Consider the following 16,810-nt stretch of genomic DNA (forward strand, 5'->3'; position numbering starts at 1 on the left):
AAAATATTTGTTTTCATTATACATTTTTTTTATACCTTTGCGATTCTTGGTAAATATTATTAAGCTTAAAAAACAACATAAAAAACCATAATTTATTACGATTAGACAATGAGTAAAGGGCTGATTAAATTTTTGGTGATAGTGGTTTCCTTAGCGTGCCTCTACTCCATATCATTCACTTTTGTGACCCGCAAAGTCGAAAAAGATGCCGCAGCTTATGCAAATGGTGATCTGGCTAAAGAAAAAGCCTACCTAGATTCCATGGCAAGCGAAGTAGTTTATAACTTAGGTATCGCGAAATTCACTTACCGTGAAGCAAAAGCAAATGAACTTGCTCTTGGTCTTGATCTAAAAGGTGGTATGAACGTGACCATGGAGATTTCCTTGGACGAGTTGATTACCAACTTGGCGAACAAGCCTAAAGATGCAAACTTTAACAAAGCATTGGCGACAGCTATTGCTAAAAGCAAAACAACCAACACATCGTTGATTGATTTATTTCTAAATGAGTACAAAGCTACCGGTGCAGCAACTCCAATCGCGTCGTTCTTCGCGACCACGGATAATGCAGCGGAGATCCAAGCAGGAAGTTCTGAAGCTGATGTGAAGAGATTCTTGAATAAAGAAGCTGATAATGCCATCCAAAACTCATACAAAGTACTTCGTACGCGTATCGATAAATTCGGTGTTGCTTCCCCTAACATTCAGATCCAACAAGGTACCAACCGTATCTTAATCGAACTTCCGGGTATCAATGATGAAGAGCGCGTGCGCAAACTTCTTCAAGGATCTGCAAAATTGGAATTCTACGAGACCTTCAACAATGCAGATGTGTACCAGTTGATGGACAATATCAACCGTACCTTAGCAACTACCTTAAAAGCTGACAAACCAGCAGCAGTAGCGGCTACTCCAGTTGATACGACAGCAGCAGCTAACAACGCAGCTGATACGACTAAAAAAGAAGATAACCTATTATCAAAATTAGGCGCAAACAAAAATGCGGCTGATTCTAATGCAAGCAATGCCGCTGACCTAACAGCAGGAAATCCATTATTCTCCATCTTACAGCCAAACGTTGGCCAAGGTCCTTCCGGACAAATGGAATTGGGTCCTGGTGCAGTAGTTGGTTATGCAAACCTTAAAGATACGGCTAAAGTAAATGCTTACTTGGCTCGTCCAGAGATCAAATCGATCATTCCTGGCAATATGCGCCTATTATGGGCGGTAAAACCGGAGAGCCTTTCACAAACGAAAGACATCCTTTCCTTATTTGCTATCAGAACTTCAGGTAACGAGAATGGTCCTGCCATGACAGGTGATGTGATCACCAACGCTAGAGATGAGTTTGATCCGCAGACCAATAAACCGATCGTTTCCATGGCGATGAACGCACAAGGCGCGCGCGATTGGCAACGTGTTACAGCTGCTGCCGCTCAAGGTAGATATTCTGTAGCTATCGTGTTGGATGGTGTGGTTTACTCCGCTCCAGGTGTAGAAAGAGAAATCGCTGGTGGTAACTCGACCATCTCCGGAAACTTCACGATCGAAGATACCAAAGACTTAGCAAACGTATTGAAAGCTGGTCGTCTTCCAACAACGGCTAAAATCGTGGAAGAAGCGATCGTAGGTCCTTCTTTAGGACAGGTAGCTATCGATTCAGGGGTTAACTCTGCGGTGATCGGTATCATCGTGGTTATGGCCTTCATGATCGCTTACTACAACCGTGCAGGTATTGCTGCAAACATTGCGGTAATCTTCAACGTGTTCTTCCTTATGGGCGTATTGGCATCCTTAAATGCCGTACTGACCCTGCCAGGTATAGCGGGTATCGTATTGACGATGGGTACTGCCGTGGATGCGAACGTACTGATCTACGAGCGTATGCGTGAGGAAATGGCGCTTGGTAAATCCATGCGTAAAGTGGTAGAAGATGGTTATAAGCATGCTATGCCTTCCATCTTAGACTCCCAGATCACGACGTTCTTAGTAGGTTTGATCCTATTCTTTACAGGTTCGGGACCAATCCAAGGTTTCGCAACAACCTTAATGATCGGTATCATTACATCCTTATTCACCGCGATCTTCATTACACGTTTGATTTTCGAATACATGTTGAGCAAGGAAATGAAAATTACCGTTTCTTTCCCTTGGTCTAACCATACCTTGAAGAATGCAAACTTCGCATTCATCAAGAAAAGAAAAGTAGCTTATTTGGTTTCATTGGTAGCCATTGTAATCTCTCTTGGTGCTATTGCTGTTAAAGGATTCTCTTACGGCGTTGACTTCCAAGGAGGACGTACCTATACCATTAAGTATGACACTCCGGTAGCTGCTGAAACAGTACGTGAGAATTTGGATAATGTTTTTGGAACCACTACCGAGGTTAAAACCTTTGGAACGGACAATCAATTACGTGTAACGACTTCTTACCATATCGAAGAGACCAGCGATGCTGCAGATCAGGAAGTATTGTCTAAATTGAACGAAGGACTTTCTAAAGTTCAAGGTAAATACGAAATCCTTTCGCAACAGAAAGTAGGACCAACGATCGCAAGTGATATTAGAGACAGAGCAATCTATGCTTCCATCCTATCCATCCTTGTCATTGCTGCCTACATCTTGGTTCGTTTCCACAAATGGCAATATTCTGCGGGTGCTGCAATTGCAACCATCCACGATGCGATCATCCTTTTAGGTCTATTCTCGATCTTGGATGGTATTGTTCCCTTCTCTTTGGATATCGACCAACACTTTGTAGCGGCTATCCTTACGGTATTGGGTTATTCAGTGAACGATACGGTCGTTGTATTTGACCGTCTGCGTGAGTACCTGAAAAAACCAGATGCGCATAGAGAAGATATTGGTACAACGATCAATAAAGCGATCAACTCTACATTAAGCCGTACCGTGATTACCTCATTGACTGTAATCTTCGTTCTAGCGGTATTATTTGTATTTGGTGGAGAAGTTATCCGCGGATTCTCTTTCGCCATCTTAGTGGGTATCGTCGTTGCGACTTATTCATCGATCTTCCTAGCTGCTCCAGCCATCTACGACTTAAGTGGTGGTAAGCATCTAGCTTCTTCAGCAAAACCTGAAGAGAAAAAACAAGCAAAAGTGGTTACTCCATAATCGAGTATCATAATAAAATCAGAAAAAGCCTTGATGTTGACCATCAAGGCTTTTTTATTTATAATTTTTAGTAGTTTTGATGCTTAAACAGTACACATGAGATTAACATACGTTCTTCCGTTTTTAAGTTTATCCTTGGCCCTAACGACCGTAGGATGCAATAATGAACCGAAACAACAAGCAGCCACTGAAGTGCATAATGAGCACGATGGACATGACCACAGTGCACATGCAGAGACAAGCCCTTCTACTGCAGCTCCTGCCCCACAACAGGCTCCACCGACGGTAAAAGCGGCCAACTTATCTATTCCTGAATTCACGTTTTTCAAGGTTAAATCGGGTATGCCATTCAGCAAAGCGGATATTGCCGCTGGAAGGAATACCGTTTTTATTCTATTTGACCCTTCTTGTGCACATTGCCAACATGAAGCCACTGCCCTATCATCGAATTACGATAAGATCAAAGGGGTGAATATCTATTACGTTTCCATGAACGATCCGGCTTTGATGGCCAATTTCTTCAATACCTTTGGTAAAGAATTAGAAGGAAAACCGAATGTGGAAATGCTTTACGATCGTAATCAGGAATTTGTACAACGTATTCACATCCCAAAAATGTTTCCGGCAAACTATGTATATGGTCCAGACGGAAGCCTAAAAAAATACTGGGAAGGTGAGAAAGATATCAAAGAAGTAATCGCTGATTTTAATAATTAATGAGAATAGCCATCAATGGGTTCGGACGCATAGGACGCCACAGCCTAAGAAACCTGCTGAACAGAGGATTGGATAATGTAGAGGTTGTTGCCATCAATGATTTGGCAGATGCGGCTACACTAGCCCACCTCTTTAAATATGATTCGGTGCATGGTCCGCTTGGAAAAGAGCTGAGCTATGAGGAGAACCACCTTTACATTGATGGAAAAGCTATACAGATCTTCAACAAAAAAAATCCGGAAGAACTTCCCTGGAAGGAATTGGCGATTGATGTGGTCATCGAATCGACCGGATTATTTGTGAAGCATGATCTGGCCCAAAAGCATATCCTGGCTGGGGCAAAACAGGTGATCATCTCTGCTCCATCGCCGGATAAAGAGGTTCCTACAGTGGTATTGGGTATCAATGATGCGGATTTTGATTGGAATACGCCGATCTTTTCCAATGCCTCCTGTACCACCAACAATGTGGCACCCATGATCAGGATATTGGATGAGAATTGGGGTATTGTCGATGGGTATATCACCACGGTACACTCCATGACAGGGGATCAGAACCTGCATGATGCACCGCATCGGGATCTACGAAGATCACGAGCGGCATCGGCTTCCATCATTCCCACTACGACGGGTGCTGCCAAGGCCATTACCAATGTCTTTAAACATTTGGATGGCAAACTGGGCGGCGCAGGTATACGCGTTCCGGTATTGAATGGTTCTTTAACTGATTTTACCTGTAACCTGGCCAAACAGACTACTGTAGAAGAGATCAACCAAAAATTCAAGGAAGCTGCTGCAGGTTCCTTGAAAAATGTACTATACTATACCGAAGATCCCATCGTTTCGGTGGATATCATCAATAACCCTTATTCCTGTGTTTTTGATTCGGAGCTGACCAGTATTGTGGGTGGCTTGGTAAAGGTGGTTGGTTGGTACGACAATGAATTCGGATATTCCAACCGCTTGGTGGATATCCTGGAAATCCTATCCAAACGATGATCAGGTTTATCAAAACGGAGGATACCTTAGCGCTGCGAAGCGAAGTACTACAGCGTGGAAAAGCCTTGGAGCTTTGCATCAATCCGGAGGATGATAAACCCGATAGTTTTCATTTGGGGTATTTTGATGAGGAGGGTAAGCTTCAAAGTGTATTGACCATTCATCAGATCAATCATCCCAAATTACCGCATACCGGTTATCGATTACGTGGCATGGCTACTGCCGCTGAGGCCAGAAGGAAAGGCTATGGTAAACAGCTTTTAACGGCTGCTATCGATCATATTCAGACACAGCTTCATGGGGGTTACTTATGGCTAATCGCCAGGGAAATCGCCTATCCTTTTTATGAGGATATGGGTTTCGAATATTTTTCCGATGAATATGATATTCCGAATGTAGGTTTGCACAAGGAAATGTACCTGCCGTTTTACTCCTAATTTTTATTGGGGATTAGTTTTCGGTTTTTATAACTCACCGGCCACCCCTAGCCCAAATAAGGCAAAATCATATTTAACCGGATCCTCTGGATCAAAATACCGTAGGTTTTCCGTTAATTCTAGCGCAGATTTCCAATTGACCTTATCGCTTTGGATCAAACCAAATTTCCGGGCAACGCGCTCTACATGGACATCACAGGGACAGATAAGATCTTTGGGTGATATCCGGTTCCAAATCCCAAAATCTACCCCCTTATCATCCTTCCTCACCATCCAACGCAAGAACATATTCAATCGCTTACAACTGGATTTCTGGAAGGGAGAACTGATATGCTTTCTTGTTCGCCAAGGAAAATCAGGCAGGGAGAAAAAATAGCTTTTGAAATTATTCAAGGCGTTCTCTATGGAGAATTCCTGGCCTTCATCAAGCTGCAGGAATGCATCTTCCAAGCTGTTGAAGCGAAGGTAATGCTGCTGGAAAAAGGCAATAAAATATAAGAGATCGGTGTCATTGAAGGTACGATGCTTAAATCCCAAGAGGCGTTTGAGGTCGCTATCCTGATGGTTGAGGATAAAATCATGCGGTGCCTGGTCCATACGTTCTGCCAATTCCAGGCACTTATTGATGATGGTTTTGCGTTGCCCCCAGGCCAATATGCTGGCAAAGAACCCCATGATCTCGATATCCTCCTTCTTTTGGAATCGATGGGGTATACTGATCGGGTCGTGCGGAATAAAATCCGGTTGGTTAAATTCCAGTACCTTTTTGTCCAAGAAATCTTTTAATGATAGATCCATTATCCCTAAAATAAGAAAAGCAACCGAGGTTGCTTTTAAATATGGTTATTCATTGATGGCTTTCCAGATCATATCCTTCAATTGCTGGATATTTTTTCCGGTCACTGAGGATATGAACAGGTAAGGAATTCCTTGAGGAACCTGTTCGGCCATTTCGCTTTCCAGTTGCTCATCCAACATATCCGATTTGGTGATGGCCAATAATTTTGGCTTATCCAATAATTCCGGATTGTAGGCGGTAAGTTCATGCAATAGGATATTATATTCCTCTTCGATGGTCCGATCGGTATCTGCTGGTACCATGAACAAGAGCACGGAGTTTCGTTCGATATGTCTCAGGAAACGGTGTCCTAATCCTTTTCCTTCGGATGCACCCTCGATGATCCCTGGAATATCCGCCATCACAAAGGATTTGTTATCCCGATAGCTGACGATGCCCAAGTTAGGAACCAAGGTGGTAAACGGATAATCTGCGATTTCAGGTTTTGCGGCGGAAAGAACCGACAGCAAGGTAGATTTTCCGGCATTCGGGAATCCAACAAGCCCTACATCCGCCAATACTTTTAATTCCAAGATGATCCAACGCTCTTTACCTGGCATCCCCGGTTGGGCATGTCTTGGTGTTTGAACCGTGGAAGATTTGAAGTGCCAGTTTCCTAAACCACCACGACCTCCTGGAGTAAGGATTTTCGTCTGGCCATCACGGGTGATTTCGAATAGTACTTCGCCGGTCTCGGCATCCTTGGCCACCGTTCCTAGAGGAACTTCCAGGATTTCATCCTTACCGGTAGCACCTGTTTTCAAGGTAGATCCACCAGGTTGACCATTTTCGGCAATGATGTGTTTACGGTATTTCAGGTGCAATAAGGTCCAGTGTTGGGTAGAACCTTGGAGCATAATATGCCCGCCACGACCACCGTCGCCCCCATCGGGACCACCTTTGGCCGTGAATTTATCGCGGTGCAGATGGGCTGAACCAGCACCACCATGTCCCGAACGACAACAAACCTTTACGTAATCAACAAAATTTGACCCCTGCGCCATAAGACCTCTTCAATGTTTTTTATAAGCTTTTTTATTAGTAACGATCGATGATCGACGTTAATTCCGAAAAGATGCTTTCGATTTCACCAATACCATTTACTTTGGTCAATTTACCTTTGCCTTCGTAATAAGGTAATACATGGATCGTTTTTCCGAAATACTCTTCGATACGTTTTTTTAGTTTATCTGCCGCATCATCTGCACGACCGGAAATCTCCTGGCGTTTAGCGATACGTTGCGTTAATTCCGTTTCATCAACATCCAAAGCAATAACGCCTGAGATAGGCATATTGTTCGATTCCATGAATGCATCCAATGCTTCCGCTTGGGCAACAGTACGTGGAAAACCATCAAAAATAAATCCTTTTGCATCAGGGTTATTATTGATCTCTTCCTCAAGCATGGCAATGGTTACCGAGTCAGGAACTAAGTTCCCATCAGCAATGATTTGACTTACTTGTTTACCTAATTCGGTTTGGTCCTTGATATGAGCGCGAAACATGTCACCGGTAGATATATGATGAAGGTCATACTTATCAATTAATTTAGCGGATTGGGTACCTTTTCCTGCTCCTGGAGGCCCGAATAATACTAGGTTTAGCATAATGATGTTATTTATTGTTGATGATAAAAAACAAAAGCCTAATCCGTTTACGAATTAGGCTTATTCTAAGTGCGCTCAAAGGGAGTCGAACCCCTAACCTTCTGATCCGTAGTCAGATGCTCTATCCAATTAAGCTATGAGCGCGACAACCAACACTTTTGCGACAAACGCCCTTTCTGTTTTGGTGATGCAAATATAAGGAAATAATAAGCCATTCAAAATTTTTTTTTCATTTCTGACGCTTTCTACGCCCATACCAGATCAAAAAACCAGTGATGGGTAGGCTGGTTGAGATCAAACCTGCAATAAAGGTCGAAAATTTCCCGACCTGACCTAACCATTGCCCCATGTGCAATTGCCAAACCCAATTCTCCACTTTATTATGCTTATCTTGCTGAATGCTAATTACATAAGGTTTACCTGTATATTTATCAAAATATCTGACATCCCTGTTTTCATCAGATTTCAAGCCTGCCCGATCGGCAATATGGAAAGCGAATACCCCACTTTTAGCATAATCATAAACCCAATATTTAATGACTTTTTTGTGAGGTATTTCTTGAAATAGTTTGTCCATTAAAGGAAATGCATCGATAAATTGCCCCGATTCCTTGGCCTTAGGCAATGATTTATGCCAATCTTCTGTTGTTGCTCCAAAACTGTTCATGGTCATTTTCATTAAGGGCTGAAAAAAAATAATCAGCCCTGTCATACCCAGAATGAAACATATCAGCATGGAAGACTATGAGTAAGATATTACCTATGGAATTCCCCTTCTTAACTGCGTTAAAGAAAGGCAGAGCCTGTAAGTTGTTTGACGAGTCTAAAATAATTTCAACCCCCATTAAACAGTTATTGGAAAGCATGTTGAATTGTTCATTACCAACTTCGATGCGGGATTACTATTACAGGTTGAAGATAGAAGAATTACTTCTGACTATTTTTTCCATGCACCCAAAATTTTTGGAGGATGACCGTAGCAACACCAACCTATCCCTAGACGAAAAAGTTATTGAAGTAAAGGAATGGGTAGATAAACAGGAAATCGGTAATATTCGATTGCAAGAAGTTGAAGACCTATTTCATATTTCTCAAAAAAACTTGAATAAAGGATTTCAAAAGTATTTTGGGTGTAATCTATCGCAGTACCTACGCGAAAAACAGATGGAAAAAGCTCGATACCTGATACAACATAAAAACTACAGCATCAATGAGGTAGCCAAATTGTTAAGATATAGTTACTCCCAACATTTCACATCCGCATTTACTAAGCATTTCGGGTATTCTCCGAAAGAATTAAAAGCGCAAAAAACACTGGAAAAGAATAAATGATAAATCAAGAAAGTGAAAGGGGAAATAAAGAAAGTGCGCTCAAAGGGAGTCGAACCCCTAACCTTCTGATCCGTAGTCAGATGCTCTATCCAATTAAGCTATGAGCGCATTACAAACGGTCAAATCACCGTTGATGCTGCAAATATCGAGGTTTTTTTATATTTTCCAAATGGTTTTTTCGTTTTTTAGGCAATTTCAAACTATCTTAGGTCTATTCTGTTGATACCTATATAATTAATTTTTATGGCTGAACGATTAATAAAAAGCAACAAGATCCGGATTGGCGATATAAGCATTGCCTATCATATAAAGAAAGCAACTGAAAAAACCGATAGAACCATCATATTTCTTCATGGATTCCCTTTCAACAAGAATATGTGGCGGGAACAACTGGAAAGTCTGGAAGATAATATAACCGGCATTGCGGTTGACATTCGTGGATTAGGAAATAGTACCAAAGGTCATGGATTTTTTTCCATAGATGTATTTGCAAAAGACCTGGGCGCCTTTCTACGGAAAATGGAAATTGATAAGGCGGTACTCTGCGGGGTTTCCATGGGAGGCTATATTGCCCTGCGTGCCTATCAACTGTTTCCGGAAAAGATTGATGGACTTATCCTTTCTGATACCCATGCCAAGGCAGATGATAATGCCGGAAAACAGAAACGCTTTGATGCTATTCAAGCTGTTTTAAACCATGGTCGTCGCCCGTATGCGATCGGTTTTATTGCGAATGTATTTTCACCAAAAAGCATCGAGGAAAAACCTGAGGCGATTGAACTCATCAAAAGCAGTATCCGAAGGAACAGTGTTTCGTCCATTTGTGCAACGTTGTTGGCGATGGCTTCCAGAACCGACACCACGGATGTACTTTCAGAAATTAAGGTGCCGACCTTATTGATACGGGGGAAAGAGGATAAGATCACCCCTGCTGAGCCAATGGAAGAGATGGCCAAAAAGATCAAGGGTGCAACCTATATGGAATTTGAAGGCTGTGGGCACTTGCCTAACATGGAAGACCCAGCTAAGTTTAATTTAAATATGAACAAGCTTTTACAGAAGAAATCTTAAGATCTTCAGCATATGTTTTTATGCTAATGGAATATTAGATCTTTATTCATTTATTTAAATAGCGGCCTTCTTTTTAACGGGGATTTCCGGGATCAGTTTTTTTGTGTATTCCGTTCCTTTCTCGATTAAAAAGGAGGCTTTATCATAATCCCAAATGCCTCCGATATTGTGTGGGATATCGATCAGGTAATCCGGTTTATACAATTCTACGCTTAATTTCGATAGCCGTCTTCGCATCATCAGGTAAGCTTCTTGAAGCAATCCTATAGAATTCATCTTGCTCTCAAAAGGAAGCGGACCATATTTAGCATCCGGCTTTCCATCCAAGTTTACCGCAATGATGATGTTCCTGCGCTTTCTTTTCACATAATTGATGGGCAATGGGTTCAAAACCCCACCATCCACCAGGTTCCATTCATCCGATTCAATACTGGTAAAAACACCTGGTATGGCGATGGAAGCTCTGATAGCTTGATAGACACTCCCCTTATCAAAGATCATTTCGCGCTCATTTTTAAGGTCGGTGGCAATGGCACGGAAGGGAATGCGCATATCCTCGATATCCTTATCCGGAAATATCTCTTTCAGAGATTCAAAAACACGTACGCCTTTTAGCAATCCAAACTTTGGATTTGTGAAATCCATTAATCGGAACACCTGCCTTTTGGTCAGAACCCTCATCCAATCCTCCAATTCAGTTAATTTTCCTTCGACATAAGCGGCTCCGATCAAAGATCCTATCGAACAACCCACCACTTCATCTATTTCATAGCCCATCGCTTCCAATTGACGAATCACACCTATTTGCACCAAGCCTCTGGCACCACCGCTGCCCAGGACGAGGGATACCTTACGTTTGCTTTTCAGAAAGTTCATATTTAAAGGTAAAACAAATTTACTTGCTTTAAAAATGTCATTTGCATGTCCCATTTTATCTAAAAGTTGGAACAAATAACTATCGTTGTTAATTTTGCTAACAGTGTTAACTAAATGGTATGGGCGTAACAGAAAGAAAACTTAGGCAACAAGAGGAAATGAGGAAGCAAATCATCGATTGCTCGCGAGAAATCGTGCATGAGGAAGGTTGGGCTGCCCTTTCCATCCGCAAAATAGCGGATGCCATTGAGTATTCGGTACCCGTGATCTATAAATATTTCGAAAACAAGGAAGCAATTTCCGCTTATTTCGTAGCAGAAGGTTTTGATCTGCTCTACGCGCAGATAACAGCAGGAATTTCTACAGAAGACAGCATCGAAGAACGCTTTCAACAATTGGGATTGGGATATTACCTATTCGCTGAGCAGCATCCCAAACATTACGAGATCATGTTTGGCTTGGGGATACCGACCTGTGAAACAGCAAAGAACATCAAATCTGTTGGGCTCTTGTCGGATCTTTTCCGCCATATGATTGACGAATTGATCCAAAAAAGTGGAAGAAAGGATATTGATGTCTGCATCAAATACCGTAGCCTTTGGGCCATGCTGCATGGGGTGGTTGCCTTGGAACTTCTTTCCCTTACAGGCTCCGATAAGGTATGCAACTCCCTCATCCTGGCCGATAGCATGCGCTCTTTCACAAAAGGAATTTAAATTATTATTAAATATATCAAATACATACATGAATCTATTAGAACATTTAAACTGGAGATACGCCACTAAAAAAATGAATGGCAATAAAGTTGATCAAGAGAAAGTTGATCAAATCGTGGAAGCAGCACGTTTGGCACCAACCTCTTCCGGACTTCATCCGTTTAAGATCATTGAAATCAGCAATCCTGAGCTAAAGCAAAAAATCCAACCTATTGCTTTCAACCAATCCCAGATTGTAGATAGTTCTCATCTATTGGTTTTTGCGGCTTACGATGAATACACCCAAGAACGTGTTGATGCACCTTTCAAGCAACAGGAAGTGGAAAGAGGATTGCCAGCTGGCTTTGCTGATGATTATAAAAACTCACTTTTCACTTCTTTACAGGCGAAAACAAAGGAGCAGCATTTTGAACATGCCGCACGTCAGGCCTATATTGGATTTGGTTTGGCCATTGCCGCTGCAGCGGAATTAAAAGTTGATGCAACCCCGATGGAAGGCTTTATCCCACAACAACTGGATGAATTATTGGGATTGGACAAATTAGGTCTTCGTTCCGTTACTATCCTTGCTTTGGGATATCGCGATGAGCAGAACGATTGGTTATTGAACATGAAAAAAGTACGTGTACTTAAAGAAGATTTTGTTATAAACTTTAACTAATCCCCTACAATAGCAATTTGGCTGTTATTGAATGTAAAAAATTATACATGCAATAACAGCTTTTTTATTTATTATTAGCCTGTAACTAATAGGAATGTATGGAAACTGCCAAAGAAAAAATGATTGCCGGTAAACTATTCCGAGACGAGGATGGCGCTCTTTTCAAGGAAAGACAACATTGTAAAGTGATCCTTCAACAATACAACCAAATGGAACCCATCCGGGTAAAGGCAAGGAATTCACTCCTAAAAAGTATTCTTGGAAAGACAGAAGGCAAGTTTTTCATCGAGCCTCCCTTCCGCTGTGACTATGGTTATCATATTGAATTAGGAGAAAATTTTTATGCAAATTTCAACCTCACCATATTAGATGGGGCAAAAGTATCCTTTGGAAAAAACGTATTGATAGGCCCAAATGTCAGTTTATTTACGGCTTCACATCCTATTGATCCCATTGCAAGAGCAGAGGGTTGGGAATATTCCAAACCCATCAGCATTGGGGATAATGTCTGGATAGGTGGACATACCGTGATCAATCCTGGAGTTAGTATCGGAGAAAATTCGGTGATCGGCTCCGGATCTATCGTTACTCGCGATATACCTGCCAACGTGGTCGCGGTTGGCAATCCCTGCCGTGTAATACGGGAAATTACTTCTGAAGATATCCTTTCTAAAGATCAATTCATGTAATAGCTGCGGAACAATTTGTTTATATAAAACAAAAACACCTGAGATGGGGAATCCCAGGTGTTTTACCAAACCAATTATTAACCTAAATTATGAAATTATGAATTTACTATTTAAACGCCTGCTAATTCATTTTAGTATATCCATCTAAAAAAAATATCAAAAAAAAAAATACCTGAAGCGGAGAACTCCAGGTATTTACCAAACCAATTATTAACCTAAATATTTCTATTTATCTAGTTGCAATTAAAACGGCCATATATCTTGATTATTGTATGGATTATTAAAAAAATTAAAAAAGATTACAGCAACTCAATTAACTTATTAATTATCAAAAATTTAATTTTAAAATTTTTCGATAATAATTAAGGATTCCCTGATATTACCTCCACCACTTTATCACTGATTTTAGTGATATCAGATTTTAACCCCACCATCATCGTCATCACGTGCACTGGATTTCCCTCCATTTCTCTGAAATTTCGCATGTACCCGATTTCAAAACCAAGAAAAAAGCCTTTGAATTTATAATCAGCCCCTACCCCTACCTTAAAAGCAGGCGATATGCTGTATTTATATTCGATATCCACATTTTGGTTATTCCCCATGTCATTTGCTCGAGGTTCAGAATTAAGGGCAACTCCAGGTCCGGCATAGGCATAGGTATTCAACCTGTCCCATTGCCTCCGCGTTCCTCCCGCCAAACTCAAGGTGTACATCGTTGCGCGAGAGTTACTGAGAAGCCTATTATAATCGGGATCCTTTTCCAATTGGTCATAACCAAAACTCATCATATAAAGCGTTGGCAACAGGTAATATTTCGGATTTTTCAAGGAAATATCCAAACCCATACTGCCTGTAAAGAACTTCGTGCTCAATACATTTTTGGTTTTTCCCAAGGGAATGGAAAGACCTGTTCCCCCGAAATAATAAACCTTCTTGAAATGCAAAGTATCTGCTCCAGTTTGTGCCATAGCAGAATAGCCTATTACTAGGCTTAAGATACTCATGAAAATAACCTTCATTAACTAGATGTTTATCAATAAAACATAAACCTAATTAAAATGTTTGAAGGCCGTATTATAAATAATTCTTCGCTTGAGGACCTTGGCTGAACAGCAGGTCGATAACACTCAGATTTGGGATAAAACCATTCTTATCTTCAAAGAGCTGATAATAAGGCTTCTGATCCGTTATTAAAGAAGGCTTTTTGGGATGAATAATCTTTCTGAAATCATGTTCTGCAGACTCCACCTCTTGATAGGAATCCGTGAACTTGATTTCTTTTTTCAATTTCAATAATTTCAGCAATAAGGTAAGTTGATCGACATGGAAATCCATCAAGAACTCATATTTCTTTTCGTAGAATGGCAGTAGATCATCCTCATAATATTCAAAGTATGCCGAACTGCGGTAAGCCGTCTGAAGGGATAACCAATGCAGTCTTTGCCATGGATGATCGTAGTTGATGCGAACATCTTTCATCGCAACGCGTTCCTTTCTTCCGTGCTGTATAGGCACAAACAATTCCAAAACACCATTTGCCGTCGAGATCTGCGTACGTGTTCTGAAGGTCTGCTTTGGATAATTTTCAAAGCGTTCCAACAACAGATCACCTTCAGCGTCCTTGATGGTTTTGAAGTAACTGGCATTTGGTAAATATAAAACCGGAAGTAGAATATCCTGCATCATCATGAAATAAACCCTTAAATGTTCGCAAAAATAACTTTATTTAGGGATATTTGTACCTAAGAATACAATAAGAATGAAGGAAAAGCTTGTTTATGGATTAATATATACTATTTCGCTTCTTCCTTTTTGGTGCCTATATTTCATCTCCGACATCCTTTTTTTCCTGATTTACTATGTTTTCGGCTATAGGAAAAAGGTGGTATATGAAAATCTGCGGAATTCATTTCCAGAGAAATCTACAGAAGAAATAAATAAAATTGCAAGGGATTTTTACAGATATTTCCCTGATCTATTGGTGGAATCGGTTAAGATGGCAAGTATTTCAGAAGCAGAAGTTAAAAAAAGAATCGAGCTACTAAATCCAGATGAGGTTTATCAATATATCCATAAAGGGAGATCAGTAATCGGTGTTACTGCCCATTATGGCAACTGGGAATTGGCGATCCATAGTTTATCCATCATGATGAACACCCCGGAACTGATCATCTATAAACCTTTGAACAACAAGGTTTTCAATACCGTTCATAACCGGATCAGAACTCGCTTTGGAGCGACCATGGTACCTATGAAACAAATATTACGGCATATCATCAAACTAAAAAATGTGCCTCATGTAAGCATGTTTGTTTCAGATCAGACGCCAACCTATCAAGATTCGGATTATTTTATGGAATTCCTGAACCAGGACACCTTGGTTTTCACTGGAACTGAGCGCATTGCCCGTCTGACCAACAATCCGGTGGTATATTGTGAAATCCGTCGGAAGGAGAAAAGAGGATATTATTCTTGTAAATTCACTACCTTAGTAGAACAGCCATCAGCGTATCCAGAACATGAGATCACGCATATTCAAAACCGATTTACCGAACAGGTTATTCGTGAAGAACCGGCCTATTGGTTATGGTCACACCGCCGATGGAAGCGTAAAAGAAGAAGTTAAATGATAGCATACCCAAAAGTAGCCGTTGTAATTCTGAATTGGAATGGTAAATTTTTCTTGGAAAAATTTCTTCCTTCCGTCTTCAACAGCACTTACCCAAATATAGAATTCATTATCGGCGACAACGCCTCTACCGATGATTCCCTAGCCTATGTCAGGGAAAATTATCCGCATTTCAAAATCCTGGTCAACCAGGAAAACCTGGGATTTGCAGGTGGTTATAATGAGATATTAAAACAGGTGGATGCAGACTATTATGTACTGCTAAATTCAGATGTAGAAGTAACCGAGAATTGGATCGAGCCCGTTATCCGTCAGATGGAAGCAGATCCCCTTTTGGCGGCCTGCCAGCCTAAGATCCAAGCCTACCATAACAAAGGACACTTTGAACATGCCGGTGCTGCAGGAGGCTATATTGACTATTTTGGATTCCCTTTTTGTCGCGGTCGCATCCTAGATAAAATGGAAAAGGATAATGGCCAATACGACCAAGCCACCGAAGTTTTCTGGGCTACTGGAGCTGCCTTATTTATTAAAGCAAAGGCTTGGAAAGAAGCGGAAGGATTCGATGCAGATTTTTTTGCCCATTTTGAAGAGATCGATCTATGCTGGCGACTGAAAAGAATGGGTTACAAGATTGGGTTTTGCCCTAAATCCTTGGTCTACCATGTCGGAGGTGGTACATTGAACACCAGCAATCCGCAGAAAACCTACCTCAACTTCCGCAACAACATGGTCATGATGCAAAAAAACCTGCCGGTATTCCAGGCTTTTTGGCGATTGGCATTAAGATTATGGTGGGATTTATTCGCATTGATCAAGTTTTTGGTCGATGGAAAACGGAAAGATGCCTGGGCGGTTTCCCGTGCACATCAGTATTTCTTCCTAAATGTTTTTAGGAACGCAAAAAAAAGAAAGAAATATCCGGCGAAATACAACAATAAAGGACAATATAAGAATTCCATAATATGGGATTATTACGTGAATAAAATCCATAAATTCTCTGATCTGCACGATAAAAATTTTCATTAACCCAACTCTTGCTGAACAAATGCTTTTGCGGTTTTCTTAAACCACTTGCAAGACTTTGCCTGTTTACATAT

18 protein-coding genes and 2 tRNA genes are annotated in these 16,810 nt (G+C 41.0%); 11 read left to right on the forward strand and 9 right to left on the reverse strand.

The window, feature by feature from the left end; translation table 11 throughout:
- Positions 1–108: 108 nt before the first annotated feature.
- From secDF to VJ786_RS03330, 4 genes are all read left to right on the forward strand, one after another.
- Entirely contained in the window at positions 109–3,135 is a 3,027-nt protein-coding gene (gene secDF / locus VJ786_RS03315; protein ID WP_134776831.1) for a protein translocase subunit SecDF, read from the forward strand.
- A 96-nt stretch (positions 3,136–3,231) separates the two neighbouring features.
- Positions 3,232–3,852: a peroxiredoxin family protein gene (locus VJ786_RS03320; RefSeq protein ID WP_099366664.1), complete on the forward strand. Its 621-nt coding sequence runs from the start codon at positions 3,232–3,234 to the stop codon at positions 3,850–3,852.
- Positions 3,852–4,850 (forward strand): type I glyceraldehyde-3-phosphate dehydrogenase, encoded by a 999-nt coding sequence (gene gap, locus VJ786_RS03325; RefSeq protein WP_134776832.1) that lies wholly within the window; start codon positions 3,852–3,854, stop codon positions 4,848–4,850. The genes VJ786_RS03320 and gap overlap by 1 nt, the downstream gene beginning before the upstream one ends.
- Positions 4,847–5,287, forward strand: a complete 441-nt coding sequence (locus VJ786_RS03330; RefSeq protein ID WP_134776833.1) for a GNAT family N-acetyltransferase — start codon at positions 4,847–4,849, stop codon at positions 5,285–5,287. Before gap ends, VJ786_RS03330 begins: the two co-directional genes overlap by 4 nt.
- Before the next feature lie 27 nt (positions 5,288–5,314).
- Here VJ786_RS03330 and VJ786_RS03335 read toward each other — a convergent pair whose 3' ends face one another.
- From VJ786_RS03335 to VJ786_RS03355, 5 genes are all read right to left on the reverse strand, one after another.
- Complete coding sequence (locus VJ786_RS03335; RefSeq protein WP_134776834.1) at positions 5,315–6,085, reverse strand: TIGR02757 family protein; 771 nt, start codon at positions 6,083–6,085, stop codon at positions 5,315–5,317.
- A gap of 45 nt (positions 6,086–6,130) precedes the next feature.
- Complete coding sequence (obgE, locus tag VJ786_RS03340; RefSeq protein ID WP_099366660.1) at positions 6,131–7,129, reverse strand: GTPase ObgE; 999 nt, start codon at positions 7,127–7,129, stop codon at positions 6,131–6,133.
- 34 nt (positions 7,130–7,163) lie between these two features.
- Positions 7,164–7,733, reverse strand: a complete 570-nt coding sequence (locus VJ786_RS03345; RefSeq protein WP_099366659.1) for an adenylate kinase — start codon at positions 7,731–7,733, stop codon at positions 7,164–7,166.
- Between the two features lie 70 nt (positions 7,734–7,803).
- Positions 7,804–7,877 (reverse strand) — tRNA-Arg (locus tag VJ786_RS03350).
- Between the two features lie 85 nt (positions 7,878–7,962).
- Positions 7,963–8,469, reverse strand: coding sequence for a PepSY-associated TM helix domain-containing protein (locus VJ786_RS03355; protein WP_134776835.1), 507 nt, complete (start codon positions 8,467–8,469; stop codon positions 7,963–7,965).
- Between the two features lie 8 nt (positions 8,470–8,477).
- Between VJ786_RS03355 and VJ786_RS03360 the strand changes: the two genes are divergently transcribed.
- Positions 8,478–9,065 carry a helix-turn-helix transcriptional regulator gene (locus VJ786_RS03360; protein ID WP_134776836.1) on the forward strand — a complete coding sequence of 196 codons (588 nt, stop codon included), beginning with the start codon at positions 8,478–8,480 and terminating at the stop codon, positions 9,063–9,065.
- A 34-nt stretch (positions 9,066–9,099) separates the two neighbouring features.
- Here VJ786_RS03360 and VJ786_RS03365 read toward each other — a convergent pair.
- Positions 9,100–9,173 (reverse strand) — tRNA-Arg (locus tag VJ786_RS03365).
- Between the two features lie 135 nt (positions 9,174–9,308).
- Here VJ786_RS03365 and VJ786_RS03370 point away from each other — a divergent pair.
- Positions 9,309–10,136: an alpha/beta fold hydrolase gene (locus VJ786_RS03370; RefSeq protein WP_134776837.1), complete on the forward strand. Its 828-nt coding sequence runs from the start codon at positions 9,309–9,311 to the stop codon at positions 10,134–10,136.
- Positions 10,137–10,190: 54 nt separating this feature from the next.
- On the opposite strand, the gene VJ786_RS03375 is transcribed toward VJ786_RS03370, so the two are convergent.
- On the reverse strand, positions 10,191–11,012 hold the full coding sequence (locus tag VJ786_RS03375) for a patatin-like phospholipase family protein (protein ID WP_245153296.1): 822 nt from the start codon (positions 11,010–11,012) through the stop codon (positions 10,191–10,193).
- Positions 11,013–11,131: 119 nt separating this feature from the next.
- Between VJ786_RS03375 and VJ786_RS03380 the strand changes: the two genes are divergently transcribed.
- The 3 genes from VJ786_RS03380 to VJ786_RS03390 all read left to right on the forward strand — a co-directional run bounded on the left by VJ786_RS03380 (position 11,132) and on the right by VJ786_RS03390 (position 13,078).
- Positions 11,132–11,728 (forward strand): TetR/AcrR family transcriptional regulator, encoded by a 597-nt coding sequence (locus VJ786_RS03380; RefSeq protein ID WP_336557240.1) that lies wholly within the window; start codon positions 11,132–11,134, stop codon positions 11,726–11,728.
- A 28-nt stretch (positions 11,729–11,756) separates the two neighbouring features.
- A complete protein-coding gene (locus VJ786_RS03385) occupies positions 11,757–12,389 on the forward strand; it encodes an NAD(P)H-dependent oxidoreductase (protein ID WP_099366652.1) in 633 nt (210 codons plus the stop codon).
- Positions 12,390–12,487: 98 nt separating this feature from the next.
- Positions 12,488–13,078 (forward strand): sugar O-acetyltransferase, encoded by a 591-nt coding sequence (locus tag VJ786_RS03390; RefSeq protein ID WP_099366651.1) that lies wholly within the window; start codon positions 12,488–12,490, stop codon positions 13,076–13,078.
- Between the two features lie 362 nt (positions 13,079–13,440).
- On the opposite strand, the gene VJ786_RS03395 is transcribed toward VJ786_RS03390, so the two are convergent.
- Both VJ786_RS03395 and VJ786_RS03400 read right to left on the reverse strand, forming a co-directional pair.
- Positions 13,441–14,100: a hypothetical protein gene (locus tag VJ786_RS03395; protein ID WP_099366650.1), complete on the reverse strand. Its 660-nt coding sequence runs from the start codon at positions 14,098–14,100 to the stop codon at positions 13,441–13,443.
- A 55-nt stretch (positions 14,101–14,155) separates the two neighbouring features.
- Positions 14,156–14,770: a WbqC family protein gene (locus VJ786_RS03400; RefSeq protein ID WP_245153297.1), complete on the reverse strand. Its 615-nt coding sequence runs from the start codon at positions 14,768–14,770 to the stop codon at positions 14,156–14,158.
- Positions 14,771–14,840: 70 nt separating this feature from the next.
- Here VJ786_RS03400 and VJ786_RS03405 point away from each other — a divergent pair, with 70 nt between their 5' ends.
- The gene (locus tag VJ786_RS03405) at positions 14,841–15,707 is read left to right on the forward strand and encodes a lysophospholipid acyltransferase family protein (RefSeq protein ID WP_134776839.1); all 867 of its coding nucleotides are present in this window, start codon (positions 14,841–14,843) and stop codon (positions 15,705–15,707) included.
- A complete protein-coding gene (locus tag VJ786_RS03410; RefSeq protein ID WP_134776840.1) occupies positions 15,708–16,739 on the forward strand; it encodes a glycosyltransferase family 2 protein in 1,032 nt (343 codons plus the stop codon). It abuts the gene before it with no gap.
- Positions 16,740–16,810 lie beyond the last annotated feature (71 nt).

This window comes from Sphingobacterium tenebrionis, from assembly GCF_037126265.1.
Lineage (GTDB): Bacteria > Bacteroidota > Bacteroidia > Sphingobacteriales > Sphingobacteriaceae > Sphingobacterium > Sphingobacterium tenebrionis.